The organism is Salinicoccus sp. CNSTN-B1 (genome assembly GCF_054792835.1).
Genome location: NZ_JBTWMN010000004.1, coordinates 1,469,632 through 1,485,329, shown reverse-complemented (window position 1 = coordinate 1,485,329; position 15,698 = coordinate 1,469,632). Strand labels below are relative to the sequence as shown.

13 protein-coding genes and 3 pseudogenes are annotated in these 15,698 nt (G+C 46.1%); 12 read left to right on the top strand and 4 right to left on the bottom strand.

The window, feature by feature from the left end:
• Positions 1-33 precede the first annotated feature (33 nt).
• The 9 genes and pseudogenes from mtaB (at position 34) to ACYF68_RS08780 (ending at position 8,537) form a co-directional block, all read left to right on the top strand.
• Positions 34-1,385: pseudogene (mtaB, locus tag ACYF68_RS08820) on the top strand (tRNA (N(6)-L-threonylcarbamoyladenosine(37)-C(2))-methylthiotransferase MtaB).
• Between the two features lie 62 nt (positions 1,386-1,447).
• Positions 1,448-2,113, top strand: coding sequence for a deoxyribose-phosphate aldolase (gene deoC, locus ACYF68_RS08815; protein ID WP_461046419.1), 666 nt, complete (start codon positions 1,448-1,450; stop codon positions 2,111-2,113).
• A 101-nt stretch (positions 2,114-2,214) separates the two neighbouring features.
• Entirely contained in the window at positions 2,215-2,391 is a 177-nt protein-coding gene (gene rpsU, locus ACYF68_RS08810; RefSeq protein WP_344700930.1) for a 30S ribosomal protein S21, read from the top strand.
• Between the two features lie 118 nt (positions 2,392-2,509).
• The gene (locus tag ACYF68_RS08805; RefSeq protein WP_461046416.1) at positions 2,510-3,193 is read left to right on the top strand and encodes an NfeD family protein; all 684 of its coding nucleotides are present in this window, start codon (positions 2,510-2,512) and stop codon (positions 3,191-3,193) included.
• 51 nt (positions 3,194-3,244) lie between these two features.
• Positions 3,245-4,219, top strand: a complete 975-nt coding sequence (floA, locus tag ACYF68_RS08800; RefSeq protein ID WP_461047561.1) for a flotillin-like protein FloA — start codon at positions 3,245-3,247, stop codon at positions 4,217-4,219.
• Between the two features lie 11 nt (positions 4,220-4,230).
• Positions 4,231-4,896, top strand: a complete 666-nt coding sequence (locus tag ACYF68_RS08795; RefSeq protein ID WP_461046414.1) for a hypothetical protein — start codon at positions 4,231-4,233, stop codon at positions 4,894-4,896.
• Positions 4,897-5,005: 109 nt separating this feature from the next.
• The gene (locus tag ACYF68_RS08790) at positions 5,006-5,758 is read left to right on the top strand and encodes a DeoR/GlpR family DNA-binding transcription regulator (RefSeq protein ID WP_461046413.1); all 753 of its coding nucleotides are present in this window, start codon (positions 5,006-5,008) and stop codon (positions 5,756-5,758) included.
• A complete protein-coding gene (gene pfkB, locus ACYF68_RS08785) occupies positions 5,755-6,669 on the top strand; it encodes a 1-phosphofructokinase (RefSeq protein ID WP_461046411.1) in 915 nt (304 codons plus the stop codon). Before ACYF68_RS08790 ends, pfkB begins: the two co-directional genes overlap by 4 nt.
• The gene (locus ACYF68_RS08780; RefSeq protein WP_461047559.1) at positions 6,669-8,537 is read left to right on the top strand and encodes a PTS fructose transporter subunit IIABC; all 1,869 of its coding nucleotides are present in this window, start codon (positions 6,669-6,671) and stop codon (positions 8,535-8,537) included. Before pfkB ends, ACYF68_RS08780 begins: the two co-directional genes overlap by 1 nt.
• A gap of 112 nt (positions 8,538-8,649) precedes the next feature.
• Here ACYF68_RS08780 and ACYF68_RS08775 read toward each other — a convergent pair whose 3' ends face one another.
• The gene (locus ACYF68_RS08775; protein WP_461046409.1) at positions 8,650-9,144 is read right to left on the bottom strand and encodes a GNAT family N-acetyltransferase; all 495 of its coding nucleotides are present in this window, start codon (positions 9,142-9,144) and stop codon (positions 8,650-8,652) included.
• Positions 9,145-9,397: 253 nt separating this feature from the next.
• Between ACYF68_RS08775 and ACYF68_RS08770 the strand changes: the two genes are divergently transcribed.
• Positions 9,398-10,159, top strand: a complete 762-nt coding sequence (locus ACYF68_RS08770; RefSeq protein WP_461047558.1) for a glucose 1-dehydrogenase — start codon at positions 9,398-9,400, stop codon at positions 10,157-10,159.
• A 110-nt stretch (positions 10,160-10,269) separates the two neighbouring features.
• Here the strand turns inward: ACYF68_RS08770 and ACYF68_RS08765 are convergent.
• A pseudogene (locus tag ACYF68_RS08765) lies at positions 10,270-11,938 on the bottom strand (alpha-keto acid decarboxylase family protein).
• Positions 11,939-12,175: 237 nt separating this feature from the next.
• Here ACYF68_RS08765 and ACYF68_RS08760 point away from each other — a divergent pair.
• Entirely contained in the window at positions 12,176-12,637 is a 462-nt protein-coding gene (locus ACYF68_RS08760) for a MarR family winged helix-turn-helix transcriptional regulator (protein WP_461046407.1), read from the top strand.
• A 68-nt stretch (positions 12,638-12,705) separates the two neighbouring features.
• Here ACYF68_RS08760 and ACYF68_RS08755 read toward each other — a convergent pair whose 3' ends face one another.
• Positions 12,706-14,163 (bottom strand): aldehyde dehydrogenase family protein, encoded by a 1,458-nt coding sequence (locus ACYF68_RS08755; protein WP_461046406.1) that lies wholly within the window; start codon positions 14,161-14,163, stop codon positions 12,706-12,708.
• 246 nt (positions 14,164-14,409) lie between these two features.
• Between ACYF68_RS08755 and ACYF68_RS08750 the strand changes: the two are divergent.
• Positions 14,410-15,143: pseudogene (locus ACYF68_RS08750) on the top strand (glucose 1-dehydrogenase).
• 89 nt (positions 15,144-15,232) lie between these two features.
• Here ACYF68_RS08750 and ACYF68_RS08745 read toward each other — a convergent pair.
• A complete protein-coding gene (locus ACYF68_RS08745) occupies positions 15,233-15,667 on the bottom strand; it encodes a hypothetical protein (protein ID WP_461046404.1) in 435 nt (144 codons plus the stop codon).
• Positions 15,668-15,698: the final 31 nt, after the last annotated feature.

The following is a 15,698-nucleotide window of genomic DNA, read 5'->3' as shown; positions in this document are numbered from 1 at the left end:
ACGACAAATTCTATGAAGAAAGATCTGATTTTAATGACTGAAAAAACAATTGCATTCCATACACTCGGCTGTAAGGTAAACCACTACGAAACGGAAGCGATGTGGCAGCTCTTCAAAAATGAAGGGTATGACCGCGTGGAATTTGACCAGAACGCTGATGTATTCGTCATCAATACATGTACCGTAACGAATACCGGAGATAAAAAAGCAGACAAGTCATCAGGCGGGCCATCAGGAAAAATCCGGATGCCGTAGTCTGCGTGACAGGATGCTACGCCCAGACTGCACCAAAGGATATCATGGAGATTCCGGGCGTCGATATCATCATCGGTACAGAAGACCGCGACAAGCTTATCGGCTATGTCAACCAGTACCATGAGGAACGCCAACCGATCAATGGCGTAAAGAACATCATGAAGAAACGTACATATGAAGAGATGGATGTGCCGTACTTTACGGATAGGACACGTGCAACCTTGAAGATACAGGAGGGGTGCAACAACTTCTGCACATTCTGCATCATCCCGTGGGCACGGGGCCTCATGCGTTCGAGGGACCCGGAGAAAGTCATTGAACAAGCGACTCAACTGGTCAATGAAGGCTATAAGGAAATCGTCCTCACAGGCATCCATACGGGAGGCTACGGAGAAGATCTCAAGGATTACAACCTGGCCCAGCTGTTGCGTGACCTTGAGGAAGTGGAAGGGCTGAACCGTCTCAGGATTTCAAGCATCGAGGCGAGCCAGCTGACCGACGAAGTCATCGATGTCATCAATGACTCGAATAAGATAGTACGCCACCTCCACATACCGATACAATCAGGCAGTGATACAGTCCTAAAACGCATGCGCCGCAAGTATACGATGGAATTCTTCGAGTCACGCATCATCAAATTGAAAGAGATCATGCCGAATGTCGCCATCACAAGTGACGTCATAGTCGGTTTCCCAGGAGAAACAGAAGAAGAGTTCATGGAGACATATGACTTCATCAATCGTCACCATTTCTCTGAACTGCATGTATTCCCGTATTCGATACGCACAGGCACGCCAGCCGCACGCATGACGGATCAGGTGGATGAAAATGTGAAGAATGAAAGGGTCCATCGCCTGATCGAACTCTCAGACCGCCTGGCGACAAGCTATGCCGAACTGTTCAAGGACGATGTGCTTGAAATCATACCAGAAGAAGAAAAGGACGGTAAGCTCATCGGCCACTCAGATAACTATCTGAAGGTGGAAATAGAAGGAGACGCTTCCTTGACGGGTGAACTCATCAAAGTGAAGATTACAGAACCTGGCTATCCAGTCAGCAAAGGGGAAGTCGTTAAAGTCCTCGAGAAACCGATGGTTAAAGCCTATGCCTATCTGGAGCGCACGATTTAGTTATTTGACTTGAAACAATAAAAAAGGATCATCTGATAATCCTAAAGTAATGGAGTGGAAGAATGGAACTTTCAAAATATATCGATCATACACTGCTTAAACCTGAAGCAACCCAAGATCAGATTTTCGAACTTTGCAAGGAAGCAAAAGAATATGACTTCTGCAGCGTCTGCATCAACCCGGCATGGGTGGCAACTTCAAGAGACCTGCTGGAAGACAGCAATGTCAAAGTATGTACAGTCATCGGCTTCCCGCTTGGAGCCTCTACTTCTGAAGTGAAGGCGTTCGAGACGATGAACGCGATCCAAAATGGAGCGGATGAAGTGGATATGGTCATCAATATCGGAGCGCTGAAATCGGGAAATGAAGATTTGGTATATAATGACATCAAATCCGTATGCGATGCAGCAGGCCAGGAAGTAATCGTCAAAGTCATCATCGAAACTGCGCTTTTAGACAGTGATGAAATCGTTAAGGCATGTGAACTGAGCAAGAAGGCGGGTGCCGATTTCGTCAAGACCTCCACTGGTTTCAATGGGGAAGGCGCCAAAGTCAAAGATGTCGCCCTGATGAGGATGACTGTAGGAGAAGACATGGGAGTCAAGGCCAGCGGCGGCGTCCGCTCGTTTGAAGATGCTAAACTCATGATTGAAAGTGGTGCAACGAGAATCGGTGCATCAAGCGGTATAGCGATCGTAAACGGTGGCCAGGGAGAGAGCAGTTATTAATTAGCGGTTGACCCAATTTTCTCTATATATTATAATGTATAAGTACATAGTAGATACTATGTAATAAGTAAGCTTTTTGTTATCCGGAGGGAGGGAAGACGATGTCTAAAACAGTAGTTAAGCAAAATGAACCTATTGAAGACGCGCTGCGTCGTTTCAAGCGCACAGTTTCTAAAAGCGGCACGATCAAGGAAGCTCGTAAAAGAGAATTTTACGAAAAACCTAGTGTAAGACGCAAAAAGAAATCAGAAGCTGCCCGTAAACGTAAATTCAAATAGGTCGACTCCCTCTGAATAGTCGATATATAGAGACAGCACACAGTGCTGTCTCTTTTTAGTGGAATCGATTTTATAATAGTATGTTTTAATGTATAATGGACTTAATGGAGGGATTCAAATGGCGATACTAGATTCATTTTTGCTCGGAAGTTTCATAACAACCTTCAGAGATGTCGTAACCATGCCATTGATTGCCTTTATTTTATTATCCACATTCTTTTTAGGTTTGATCTATCAGCTGTTTTCCGAGAACTTCAATTTTCTTGGCCTCCTCTCCTTCCTCTCAATTATCGTGTTTTATGCAGGACACCTTCTAGTTGGAGATTACAGTGGGTTATCACTCTCGCTCTTTATTGTGGGCATGATGTTCATGATAATCGAGTTTTTTGTAATCGGTGCCATACTTGGCATTTTGGGTGGCCTGATGCTGCTTTTTAGTATCTTGCTTGTAAGTGATGATATGCTGCTCTTCAGCATTTTCTTAGCTACCATCATTTTAATGGCATTAGTCGAATGGGTGATATTTGTGAAGTTCAAGAAGAAGAAAATTCCTTTTTTGAGCCGTCTGATTCTAGAGGATGCCACAGATAAGGAGTCTGGTTACACGTCATTTGATGACCGGTCGTATCTGCTCGGGGAAGCTGCCAAAACGGTTACTCCGCTCAGACCATCAGGAACAATCAAGTTTGGTGACCAGCGTATCGATGCTGTTGCAGAAGGTGCGTTCATTGAAGGGAATGTAGATGTAAAAGTGATACATGTCGAGGGAACGCGCGTAGTCGTCAGACCATTAGAAGAATAATGAAAAGGAGCGTATCATATGAATCTTATGTTTATTACAGGATCAGGATTGATGATCATCTTTTTGGTTGTTGTTGCATTCATTGTAATTTCCTTCTTCCTGTCCTTCGTGCCGATCGGGCTATGGATTTCTGCCATAGCTGCAGGCGTTAATGTAGGTATTTTCTCGCTTGTCGGGATGAGGCTCAGACGGGTCAAGCCTAAGCGGGTCATCGAACCGATGATCAAGGCACATAAAGCCGGCCTGAAAGTGTCGACGAACCAATTGGAGTCGCACTTCCTCGCAGGTGGTAACGTAGACCGTGTTGTAGATGCGCTTATTGCAGCGCAGCGTGCGGACATCAACCTTACGTTTGAACGGTGTGCGGCCATTGACCTTGCAGGCCGTGACGTTTTGGAAGCAGTACAGATGAGCGTCAATCCTAAAGTCATCGAGACACCTTTCATTGCGGGTGTTGCAATGGACGGGATCGAAGTCAAGGCGAAAGCGCGCATCACCGTCCGTGCCAACATCGAACGTCTTGTCGGTGGTGCAGGTGAAGAAACGATCGTTGCACGTGTAGGTGAAGGCATCGTTTCCACGATTGGTTCTTCAAAACGCCATACAGCGGTACTTGAGAACCCTGACAGCATCTCAAAGACAGTATTGGCTAAAGGACTCGATTCCGGTACAGCCTTTGAAATTCTGTCGATAGACATTGCTGATGTGGACATCGGCAAGAACATCGGTGCAGACCTTCAGACTGAACAGGCTGTGGCCGATAAGAATATCGCCCAGGCTAAAGCAGAAGAACGCCGTGCAATGGCTGTTGCGCAAGAACAGGAAATGAAAGCACGCGTAGAAGAAATGCGTGCGAAAGTGGTCGAAGCAGAATCCAAAGTACCACTTGCGTTTGCACAGGCACTTGAAAGCGGTAATATCGGAGTCAGCGATTACTATGATCTGAAAAATGTCGAAGCGGATACAAATATGCGCGATTCGATCAACAAAATGACGGACCCGACACGCAAAGATCAAGATGAATAGGCTGTGATACTATGGAAATACTTCCTCTGCTTATATTTTTGGGCGGTATCATCTATACAGCGATCGCCAGCCAAAAAGATAAAAGCAAAAATCAGGAGCGGAATATTGATCCGAGCAAGATGGAGCGTCCTACCAGCAAATCTGCACCAAGAAGAAGACAACCGAACACGCCAGATGAATCAAAAGGCATGTTTGGCGATCTGATGGGCGAGATTGAGCGTCGTATGGGCACCGGAGAAGACAACAAGACTCAACCTGTCCGTCAAGAACAGCAGACTGGGCAATCTTCGAGACCGGTATCCACACGTGGTGAACGCCAACCGAGAGAACGCCGTTCCAGTGAACGGACTTCATCTGAGCGCACATCCAGCCGCTCAATGGAAGACAAAGCAAAGAACACAAAGGCTGGGCGTCAAGTACAGAATCTTGAACGTGAGGCGAGAAACACAGATTGGGCTGAGAGGGTAAAGAGGAAAGCCAATCCAGAAATGGGGCAGTCCCGAAGTCGCAACGCTCCGATAGAAGTTGGCAAACCGGAAGCAGAAACGGAAAGACACACTGGCGGTAAAAAGGAAAAACCAAAATTGAAGAAAAACGGTCTTACATTTGAGGCACAAGATGTCGTCAACGGCGTCATTTTTTCTGAAATACTGGGTAAGCCTAAATCGAAGAAATAGCCTCCGCATTCGCGGGTGCTATTTTTTTGATTGGACATGATTAATATTGATTGTTAAAGATTGATTTTGATCGAATTTTACGATACAATCCATTCAAGAGGGTGATTAAATGCTCACGTCAAAAAGATATGAAATCATAATGGACCACCTTGCCAAAAATGGAACTGCTTCCGTCAATACACTTGTCGAACTGACCAAAAGCAGTTCAGCCACTGTAAGACGCGACCTCTCGTATCTAGAGGATGAAGGCGCCCTTCAACGGGTGCATGGCGGGGCGACGATCAGAAGAAATGAGAGGGAAGAGGATTATGGAGAAAAATCCGTAAAAAACCTCTCCAAGAAAATCAAAATCGCTCAAACGGCTGCTTCATTGATAGAAGAGGGAGATGTCATATTTATTGACGCCGGTACCACGACCTATGAGATGGTACACTTCATCAATCAAGAGAACATCACGATTGTGACGAATGGCATCACCCTGATAGAACCGTTGGTCCGGAACGGGCATGAAACACATGTTTTATCTGGCAGAGTCAAACCGGCGACCAAAGCAGTGGTGGGCCCTGAAGTCATAGAGAAGATCAATCACCTCAATTTCGATAAGTGCTTCGTAGGGGCAAATGCCATTTCGGCTGAACATGGTTTATCGACACCCAAAGAAGCAGAAGCGTTCATAAAGAAGAGTGCCATCCGTCAGTCCAGCCTGGCATATGCACTGGTCGACAGTTCGAAATACAACCGTAATGCATTCGTCCATTTTGCCGATATAGAAGAGACGGCAATCATTACCGACGATGCTTCCCACGGTTTCATTAAAGCAATCCAATCAAGGACAAATATAATAGGGGGTGGCAGTCAATGATCTATACAGTAACATTCAATCCATCTGTGGATTATGTAGTAAGGCTAGAGAAAATTAAAATGGGTGCACTCAACAGAAGTTCTGATACCGTCAAATACGCAGGCGGTAAAGGCATCAATGTATCACGCATCTTGAATGAACTCGGTGTTGAAACGACTGCACTTGGATTCGTAGGCGGATTCACCGGAGATTTCATTGAATCTGCGTTGTCAAAAAGCGGCATTAAAACTGATTTTTTAAGAGTGGAAGGAGATACGCGCATCAACGTCAAATTAAAGACGGATGATGAAACCGAAATAAATGGCGCAGGACCAATCATCACTGATGATGATCTCGCCAAGCTTGAGGATCAACTCACATCTTTGGATGAGGGCGACCATGTTGTGTTCGCCGGCAGTGTGCCCTCGAACCATAAGGATGTGTATGAATTTTTGAGCCGTCTCCTCCATGAGCGTAATATCAGCTTCAGCATCGACACTGAAGGGCAGAAGCTGCTATCAACCTTGAAGTATAACCCTTATCTGATCAAGCCCAACCACGTCGAATTGGAAGGGATGGTGGGGCGTAGACTGATTACGCAGCAAGAGATGATTGATGCTTGCGACGAGCTTCTGGCCCAGGGTGCTTCAAATATATTACTGACACTCGGCAGTGAAGGGGCGCTATTTGTCAATGCGAATGCCGTCTATCGCATGCCACCTCCACCTGGAACGCTCAAAAACTCTGTAGGTGCAGGCGACTCGACGGTCGCAGGATTCCTCGGTAAAAAAGGGAGTGGACTTGAAACGCAACTTAAATATGCAGTGGCTTCAGGAAGTGCCACAGCATTTAATGACGACCTTGCCAAAAGGGCGGATATTGAGCGTTTAGTGGATAAGATAGAACTTCAATCGATAGAAGGGGTGAAATGATGAGGATAACAGAACTGCTGACAAAAGATACAATTAATATGTCTGTCCGTGCCCAGGATAAGGATGCGGTCATAAAAGAACTCGCTGAAGGCTTGGAACAGACAGGCAAAGTGACGGACTCAACGCGTTTCATTGAAGCGATCCAAAAAAGGGAAAATCAAAGTACGACAGGGGTCGGTGACGGCATAGCGATTCCGCATGCCCAGACTTCTGAGGTGAAGACGCCGGCAATCATGTTCGGCCGCAGTATTGATGGGATAGATTATGATTCGATGGATGGGCAACCGGCTTATCTGTTCTTTATGATCGCTGCACCGGAAGGCCAGGCGACGACCCATCTCGATGCGCTTGCGAAGCTCTCCACAATATTGATGAATGATGAAGCGCGCAAGCAGTTGATGGCGGCATCGACTGAAGATGAGATATTGGATACCATCAATCATTTCGACGACAGTGCACCTGCAGAAGAAATAGCCGATGAATCTTCTGACAAGCCTTATGTGGTCGGTGTTACGGCGTGTCCAACGGGTATTGCGCACACTTATATGGCAGCAGATGCCTTGAAGAAGAAAGCAGGCGAGCTGGGCTATGACATCAAAGTGGAGACGAACGGCTCAGCAGGGGTCAAAAATGAACTGACTGAAGCGGATATAGAAAAAGCGGCAGGTGTCATCGTCGCTGCTGATACGAATGTGAACATGTCACGCTTTGATGGCAAGAACGTTGTTGAAGTTCCGGTGGCAGACGGCATCAAGCGTCCCGGGGAACTGCTCAATCAGGCACTTGATTCTTCGAGACCGCCATATGCAGCTAAAGAACCGGGCAAACAGCTTGAAGAGAGCCAGACATCCAAAGGAAAATCTTCGATTTATAAACACTTGATGAACGGCGTCTCCAATATGTTGCCATTTGTTGTTGCTGGTGGAATATTGATAGCGGCCAGTTTCATGTTCGGCATCCATTCAGCAGATCCGGATCATGAACAATACAATCCTTTTGCTGAAATGATCAACTTCGTCGGTGGCAATGCCTTTCAGCTGATGATTCCGATCCTTGCCGGTTTTATCGCCATGAGTATTGCTGATAGGCCGGGTCTTGCGCCAGGTATGATCGGCGGCCTTATGGCATCTACGATGGGGTCAGGTTTCCTCGGTGGCCTGATCGCCGGTTTCCTTGCCGGTTATCTGATGGTCGGCATCAAGAAAGTGCTTGAAGGCTTGCCGCAGACATTGGATGGTTTGAAGCCAGTACTGCTCTATCCGTTGATCGGTGTGTTCTTGACAGGACTGATCATGTACTATATCGTCGATCCTCCAGCGAGTGCATTGAATGAATGGATGAATACATCTCTCAGCAGCATGAGTGGCGGAAACATCATCCTGCTTGGGGCCATTGTCGGTGGCATGATGGCGATCGATATGGGTGGCCCGATAAACAAAGCAGCTTATGCATTCGGCATTGCAGCACTTTCAGCGGGCAACGCAGAACCGATTACTGCAGCTATGATCGGTGGGATGGTGCCGCCGCTCGCGATTGCATTCGCGACCATGATATTCAGAAATAAGTTTACGGAGGTTGAAAGGTCATCCGGCCCGACAAACTTGATCATGGGTGCTTCATTCATAACGGAAGGCGCCATCCCTTTCGCCGCAGCTGACCCGCTCCGCGTCATCCCGACGATGGTCATCGGTTCCGCTACAGCAGGCGCGCTTGCGATGGCTTTCGCCACAACGGTGAATGCACCCCACGGTGGACTGTTCGTTGCACTGACAATCGGTGAGGGCAGACTGATGTTCCTCGCATCACTATTGATCGGTACAATAGTTTCTGCAGTATTGCTCGGACTGTTTAAAAGAAAAGTAGCATGATTTTTCAAGATTTTTATATAGAGGATAAATACCGGCCGCATCCATCAACCTGGATGCGGCCGGTATCATTTCTGTGGAAGGTTGAATCCACGTCAGAAATATAGCCTGCATATCATAATAGCTTATACATATACAGTTCATTAACCATTTTGCCGTTGATTTTCAAAGACTGCACTTTTTCACCTTCAACTTTAAACCCCATCTTCCGATAAAGTCTCAAGGCAGGCATATTGTTCTCGATGACCGTCAGTTCCAGCCTTAAAAGGTTATTGTCCCGGGACCATCGGAATATCTTCTGAAAAAGGCGGGTCGCGATGCCTTTGCCACGATACGCTTCATCTACACCCACCACAAGGGAGGCACGGTGCCTGTTCCTATTGAGTGTTCCCCGAAAGGCTGCTATAAAACCGAGGAGTCGGCCGGACTCCTCGGCAACATAAAAGATAGTTGAAGCATCATCATTCAGTTTCACGAGTGCGCGGCGTTGTTCTGCTGCTTTCATTTTTCTTTCTCCCGGGTCATGGAGCATGAATCCGGAGTCGTCCAACTTTTTATTCAAGGCGAGGAAATTTTCAGCATCGCTGATGGTCAGGCGTCTTATATGCATCGGGTCACTCCCTGTTTAATTTTTATACTGTGCATAAATATATATGATTCGATTTGATGATAGAATACCAGAAAATAAAAAGCCTTTCAGCAATCAGATGAATTGAATCTAAGCCATTATATTCAATGGCTTAGAGCACAAGTGATATTATAGAGGGGTAATGGATTTAATCATTCACCTGACCTATTCAGCAATTACAAATGCAGTAAACAGAAATCAGGTGGATATATACTACACGAAAAGGATGATCAAGATGGGCAAATTGGATGACAAAGTTGCAGTCATTACAGGGAGTGCCTCGGGGATAGGCAAAGAAATCGCCAAGACCTATGCCGAAGCGGGTGCTAAAGTCGTCATAGCAGATTTCAATGAAGAGGCGCTGAATGGTACAGTCGATGCGTTTAAAACTGAAGGTTTCGACGTGCACGGTGTGAAAGTGAATGTCGCTTCGAACGAAGAAGTGGAAAATATGATCGATGTCGCCATAGAAGCATTCGGCAGGGTAGATATCCTGGTCAATAATGCAGGCGTGAGCGACAACATGCAAGCAGCCGAAAATGTTACAGATGATGTGTGGAACCGTGTGATGTCGATCAATGTTGATGGCGTCATGTATGCAATGCGTAAAGTCATTCCACACTTCAAGGAGAACGGCGGGGGCACGATTGTAAATATGGCTTCAATCACCGGATTGACGGGTGGTCGTGGAGGGTTGACCTACACGGCTGCCAAACACGCAATCGTCGGTATGACGAAAAATGTCTCGTCCCACTACGGGTCTGAGAATATCCGGTGCAATGCATTGGCGCCGGCGGCTGTCCAATCAGGGTTTTCAGCTGGCATGAAAGATGTAGACGAATTTGGCATGGAAGCATCAACGAGGGGTGTCAATCTCATGCCACGGGCCGGGACGGTGGAGGAAATTGCAAATATTGCCTTGTTCCTTGCTTCCAAAGAGTCAAGTTATATAAACGGCGTGGCGCTCGCTGCAGATGCCGGCTGGAGCGCATATTAGTGCGAGACTCTAAAAATCATCAAATATGACCTACAAAAATATATTTGAATAGAAAGAAGCCCTTTAAAAATTAAAGGGCTTCTTTTTCATATATAATCGCTCAGCCAAAATCAGGAATTCTGATTCGCAAAGCGTTTTGACAATTGCTCCAACAGATCGGGTTTGTCGTCACGGTGCATGATGACTTCAATGAAGGTCATCGATTCTGAATTATCTTCTGCCGCCTTCAAGGCTTCTTCAAGCTCAGTCTCAGTTTCGACTTTAAGTGTCAAAGTTTTTCCTTCAGGATCGAATACTTCTGAAGTTTCATATAGTCCCACATCGGTATATCGTTATAGGGCTGGTTTTCACCATGGATGGCACGTTCAACAGTATAGCCATCATTATTGATCAGGAAGATGATCGGTTTGATCTGCTGCGCGAGCATAGTCGACAGTTCCTGCGCGGTCAGTTGGAATGAGCCGTCCCCGATAAGGAGGATGTTCCGACGGTTCATATCTGCAAGTTGAGACCCTAGTAGGGCAGGCAGTGTAAAGCCGATTGAACCCCATAACGGTTGGCCGATGACCATCGTATCTTTCGGTATCGGCATCGTTGCTGCGCCGTAGTAGGCGGTGCCTTGTTCTGCAAGCAGTATATCCTTTTCCTTCATGAACGAGGATAGGCGTTCAAAGAAGCGGTTCTGTTGAAGATTCTCTTCTTTGGCTTCATATGTGCCAGACTTAAGCTGCTCGTGCAAGGACTTGATGTCCATCGATTTAGGGTCTTTTTTGCTGACTTTCCCACTCAACGCAGACAATGCATCGTGCATTGTGATAGGCGCGTGTTTCTTTTCTGTAGCTTTTACGGAAAATGGTGAAATCTGAATGACGTTTTTTTCAGAGAAGTTGTAGGAGAAGCCGCCCGTCGTCGAGTCGGTCGGTTTGGCTCCGATCTGGATGATGCAGTCAGCTTCATCGACACGTTGCTGCAGGTAGGGCGCACTCAGTTCACCATTATAGACACCGATGAACTGCGGATGTTCTTCATTGAATACCCCTTTGCCGCCACTCAAAATTGTAACCGGTATGCCTGTTTTATCAGCGAACTGCAGCAGCTCTTCCCTGTTCTCATAGCGGTTCACTTCATACCCCGCCAATATGACAGGGCGTTTTGCCTCATTGATCATGGGCGTGATTTCAGCAAGCATCTGCTCCAATGCCTCCTGGTTGCTGTCAGCCACTGCTTCATGGAGCGGGGATGTTGGCTTACTTGCCGGTTTGTTGTATACGTCTATCGGCAATGTAATATGAACAGGACGCTTCTCAGTCAGACAGGCAAGCAGTACCCGGTCGATTTCGTGGGCGGCGTTTTCCTGCGTCAAGAAAGTTTGGGCCGCAGTCACTTCCTGAAACATCTGGAGAAATGATCGAATTTACCATCGCCTAGTGTATGATGGACGTACAGGCCGTTATCCATCACTTTTGTTGTCGGTGCACCTGAAATTTTAACTACTGGCACGTGCTCGGCGTAGGAACCGGCAATGCCATTGACGGCACTCAATTCACCGACACCGAACGTCGTACTCAAAGCAGCAATGCCATTAATGCGGGCGTAGCCATCTGCAGCGTAGGCGGCATTCAATTCATTGCGGTTACCTACCCATTCCATACCTTCATGGTCGATGACATCATCGAGGAAGGCTAAGTTGTAATCGCCTGGTACGCCAAACATATGGCGGATGCCAAGCTCTGATAACCGATCTAATAGATAGTCTGAAACAGTATACTCATATTTCACTCTAAACACCTCAAATTAGTATTTTGTCATGCGTTTCTGATAGAATCATTGTCTGATGGCTGGGTCTTCGCTTTATAAGGCGCCAGATTCCAACCAGCTTATGTCTGATTAAAGGGTAACACTAGCATCATTATAGGTCAATGTTATTGACCTATAAAAGATTAACGTTTTTATGGCTAGCCACTCAGCACAAGGACACTTAATTCTGATATTCTTTTACAAGGAGGTAATTGCACTATGGATAAAAATCGTGAAGATCAGTTGAACGACACGCTTATGCTTTTTTATTTTGCATACCGGACATTTACAAAAGAACCTGACCGCATCCTCTCGCAACACGGGATTCATCGTCTTCATCATCGAATTCTATTTTTTTGTCGCCAACAACCGAATATAAGTGTCCATGAACTTTTGGATACGCTAGAAGTGACTAAGCAGGCGCTGCATGCCCCAACACGTCAACTGGTTGAGATGGGTTATATGACGAGCGAACCCGCATCACACGACCGTCGTGTTCGTGAATTGAAGCTGACAGAAAAGGGAGAGGCGCTTGAGAAGCAATTGAGCGATGTTCAAAGAGGCAAAATGAATGAAATATTCGAGTCCATGGGATCAAACAGCGAGGAAATCTGGAAAGAAGTGATGAAAAACATCATTGCGATTGATGAGTCAAAATCTGAAGATGGAGGATCCAATTGAAATGGACACATTAAAACCTCCCTCGGGGAATCAACATATGATTTCCCGAGGGAGGTTCATTTTACTTATTAAAATGGGAACTCTCTTGTTTTCTTCTGGACTGAAACCCATTTTTTCTCTGTAAACTCATCAATGATATACGGGCTGCCGAATCGACCGATGCCGCTTTGGCGCATACCACCGAACATCGCAGTCGGTTCGTCCTGGACCGGTTGGTCATTGATGTGGGTCATGCCGAATTTGAGCTCAAGTGCGTATTGACGTGCTTTTTCTTCATCCTGTGAAAATATGGCGGAGCTGAGCCCATACTGGGTGTCGTTTGATTTCTTGATGATGTCATCATCGGATGATCCTTTGATTATTATGGCAATAGGAGAGAACATTTCAGTCTGTGCCAGTTCGCTGTCATTCTCTACATTACCGATTACAGTAGGGGTCAGCACATTGCCTTTCTGTTCGCCTTCTAGCAGTATCTCAAAGCCCGCATCTTTCGCAGTCTGGATATTATCAAGAGACTTCTCCATCTGTTTGCTGTTAATCAATGGGCCAACGACCACTTCTGGATCTTTAGGGTCTCCGTATTTAATATTTTTGGAGCGTTCTACGAATTTTTCCGTGAATTCATCATACAGATCTTCGTGCACAATGATGCGGTTAATTGCCATACATATTTGTCCCTGGTGCAGATATTTACCGTAGATTGCCGCATTCACAGCATTATCGACATCTGCATCACTCATGACTGCCATCGGACCATTACCGCCAAGTTCCAATGAAACTTCCTTCAACAGTTCACCAGCGACCTCACCGATATGGCGGCCGACAGGTGTAGAACCGGTAAAGCTTACATGGCCAATGACATCATGGTTGAACATGATGTCACCGATGACGCTTGAGCGTGAGAGGATGGAATGGAATATTCCGGAAGGCAGTCCCGCTTCCTCAAACGCTTTGGCGATGGCCGAACCGGATACAAGTCCACATTGTATATCTGCTTTATGCACGACAGCATTACCGAGCGCGAGTGCAGGGGCAATCGTCCTCATGGACAGATAAAGCGGGAAGTTGAATGGTGCAATCGAGGAAATGACACCTTGCGGCAGACGGTAGTTCTCATTGACCTTATCAGGAATGATTGATTCCTTCTCTTCAAATTTGCCGATTTTGTCGACCATGGTCAGTGATTCCTCCATGACACCTACAGTCAAGTTGAATTCGAGCTCTGCCTTGACTGATGTACTACCGGATTCCAGCGTAAGCATTTCCACAATGTCGTTTTTATTATCCTTAAAATACTGGATTGCCTGTTCCATCACTTCTTTTCTTTTGGCGGAATCCTTACCCCATGCATCCTGTGCATTGGCTGCACCTGTGAACGCTTCTTCCACTTGGTCGACAGAAGCCATGGTGGCTTCCGCCAATGTTTCACCATTATATGGATTCGTCATTTCAGTCTTCTTCTCATCAGCACCATCAACCCATTTACCATTGATGAAACTTTTGTTGAGTTTTTGATATTGGTTCATGATTTGCCTCCTATATTTTCAGTACTGCAATAATCTAATGCAGGCTACTCATTCATCTATTGGTATAGCAACCAAATAATCATCGGTTGACTCCCAAATCATATTCCCTTACTTTTCATCACTAAACCTAGTTCATTGTATTGTAACAACTCCCCCGATCACGGGCATTTCAGGAGCAAATTGTTATACAAATCAGCAGGTATGTGAAATAATAAAGGTAATCCCAACAACAAGGAGTATCATATAATGAAACGATTAGAAGGCAAAGTAGTCATCATTACCGGAGCGGCACAAGGCATGGGCAAACTGCATGCTGAAAAAGCGGTCGCCCAAGGCGCAAAAGTCGCGATTACGGACATCAATGAAGAGAAGGGCCAGGCTGCTGCGAAAGAACTGGGAAAAACGCCATGTTCATCAAGCATGACGTATCCAATGAAGAAGACTGGAAAAATGTAGTCGACCAAGTCATCGAGAAGTTCGAGCGTCTAGATGTTCTCGTCAACAATGCGGGCATCACTTACAATAAAGCGCTTGAAGATATTTCACTTGATGATTATATGAAGATTGTAAACATCAACCAAGTTTCTGTATTCCTCGGTACCAAAACAGTGGCACCTATCATGAAAGAACAAAAAAGCGGCTCCATAATCAATATTTCTTCAATGAATGGACTGGTAGGGGGCGCGCCAGCGTATACGGATACTAAGTTTGCTGTACGCGGACTTACGAAAGCAAGTGCACGTGAATTGTCTCCATTCAACATTAGAGTGAACTCTGTTCACCCAGGTGTCATCCAGACACCGATGCTTGAACAGGAAGGCGTAAAAGAAGCGGTTGAAGAATTCAAGAAGACGATACCGCTCCGCCGCGTTGCACAGCCTGAAGAAGTTTCCGACATGGTGGTATTCCTGGCTTCAGACGAAGCAAGATACTCTACCGGTTCAGAATTCGTCATAGACGGCGGCGTGACGGCACTATAATGATAGACAAAAAGGATGCTCATGATGAGCATCCTTTTTATTATGAAGTATTCTGTTTTAAAGAGCCTACAAAGCCAATGTCGGGCCCTCTATCTCTCCAGGAACTCCACAGGGAAATCCACTTTGAATATTCGCTTCAATCTGGATAAGCCCCGCGCCTTCTGATCGCCTGATGTTTTGAGCTCTGCTCGTTCTATGACGGCGGAGTATGTGCTGTAGTTTTTGGTGCTGGCGTCGAAATCTTCAAAAGTGATGTTCAACTTTTGGGAATCCTCCTGGAAGACCACCTTGAGTTCCTCTTCTTCCAAATCGTATTCTCCCTTGGCCTCATTAATATAAGGGGTTTCAACCGCTCCATCCTTGAATTTGAAGACGGTCAACCCTTGGTGATTACTCTGGCCGCTAGGGAGACTGGTAGGATAGATGAGGTTGAATGATCTGCCGGAGAGTTCATCCGTCTGATCGTCGCATCCTGTAAGAAAGCACAATGCCAGAAATATGAGGAGGATGACTTGCTTTTTCATACACATGCACTCCATTGAATCGTGAATTGGT

Coding starts and splice junctions, on each gene's coding strand:
- ACYF68_RS08760 (WP_461046407.1), top strand. CDS start 12,176: ATGGATAAAAATCGTGAAGATCAGTTGAACGACACGCTTATGCTTTTT.
- ACYF68_RS08775 (WP_461046409.1), bottom strand. CDS start 9,144: ATGCATATAAGACGCCTGACCATCAGCGATGCTGAAAATTTCCTCGCC.
- ACYF68_RS08790 (WP_461046413.1), top strand. CDS start 5,006: ATGCTCACGTCAAAAAGATATGAAATCATAATGGACCACCTTGCCAAA.
- ACYF68_RS08745 (WP_461046404.1), bottom strand. CDS start 15,667: ATGAAAAAGCAAGTCATCCTCCTCATATTTCTGGCATTGTGCTTTCTT.
- pfkB (WP_461046411.1), top strand. CDS start 5,755: ATGATCTATACAGTAACATTCAATCCATCTGTGGATTATGTAGTAAGG.
- floA (WP_461047561.1), top strand. CDS start 3,245: ATGATCATCTTTTTGGTTGTTGTTGCATTCATTGTAATTTCCTTCTTC.
- ACYF68_RS08805 (WP_461046416.1), top strand. CDS start 2,510: ATGGCGATACTAGATTCATTTTTGCTCGGAAGTTTCATAACAACCTTC.
- ACYF68_RS08795 (WP_461046414.1), top strand. CDS start 4,231: ATGGAAATACTTCCTCTGCTTATATTTTTGGGCGGTATCATCTATACA.
- ACYF68_RS08780 (WP_461047559.1), top strand. CDS start 6,669: ATGAGGATAACAGAACTGCTGACAAAAGATACAATTAATATGTCTGTC.
- deoC (WP_461046419.1), top strand. CDS start 1,448: ATGGAACTTTCAAAATATATCGATCATACACTGCTTAAACCTGAAGCA.
- ACYF68_RS08770 (WP_461047558.1), top strand. CDS start 9,398: ATGGGCAAATTGGATGACAAAGTTGCAGTCATTACAGGGAGTGCCTCG.
- ACYF68_RS08755 (WP_461046406.1), bottom strand. CDS start 14,163: ATGAACCAATATCAAAAACTCAACAAAAGTTTCATCAATGGTAAATGG.
- rpsU (WP_344700930.1), top strand. CDS start 2,215: ATGTCTAAAACAGTAGTTAAGCAAAATGAACCTATTGAAGACGCGCTG.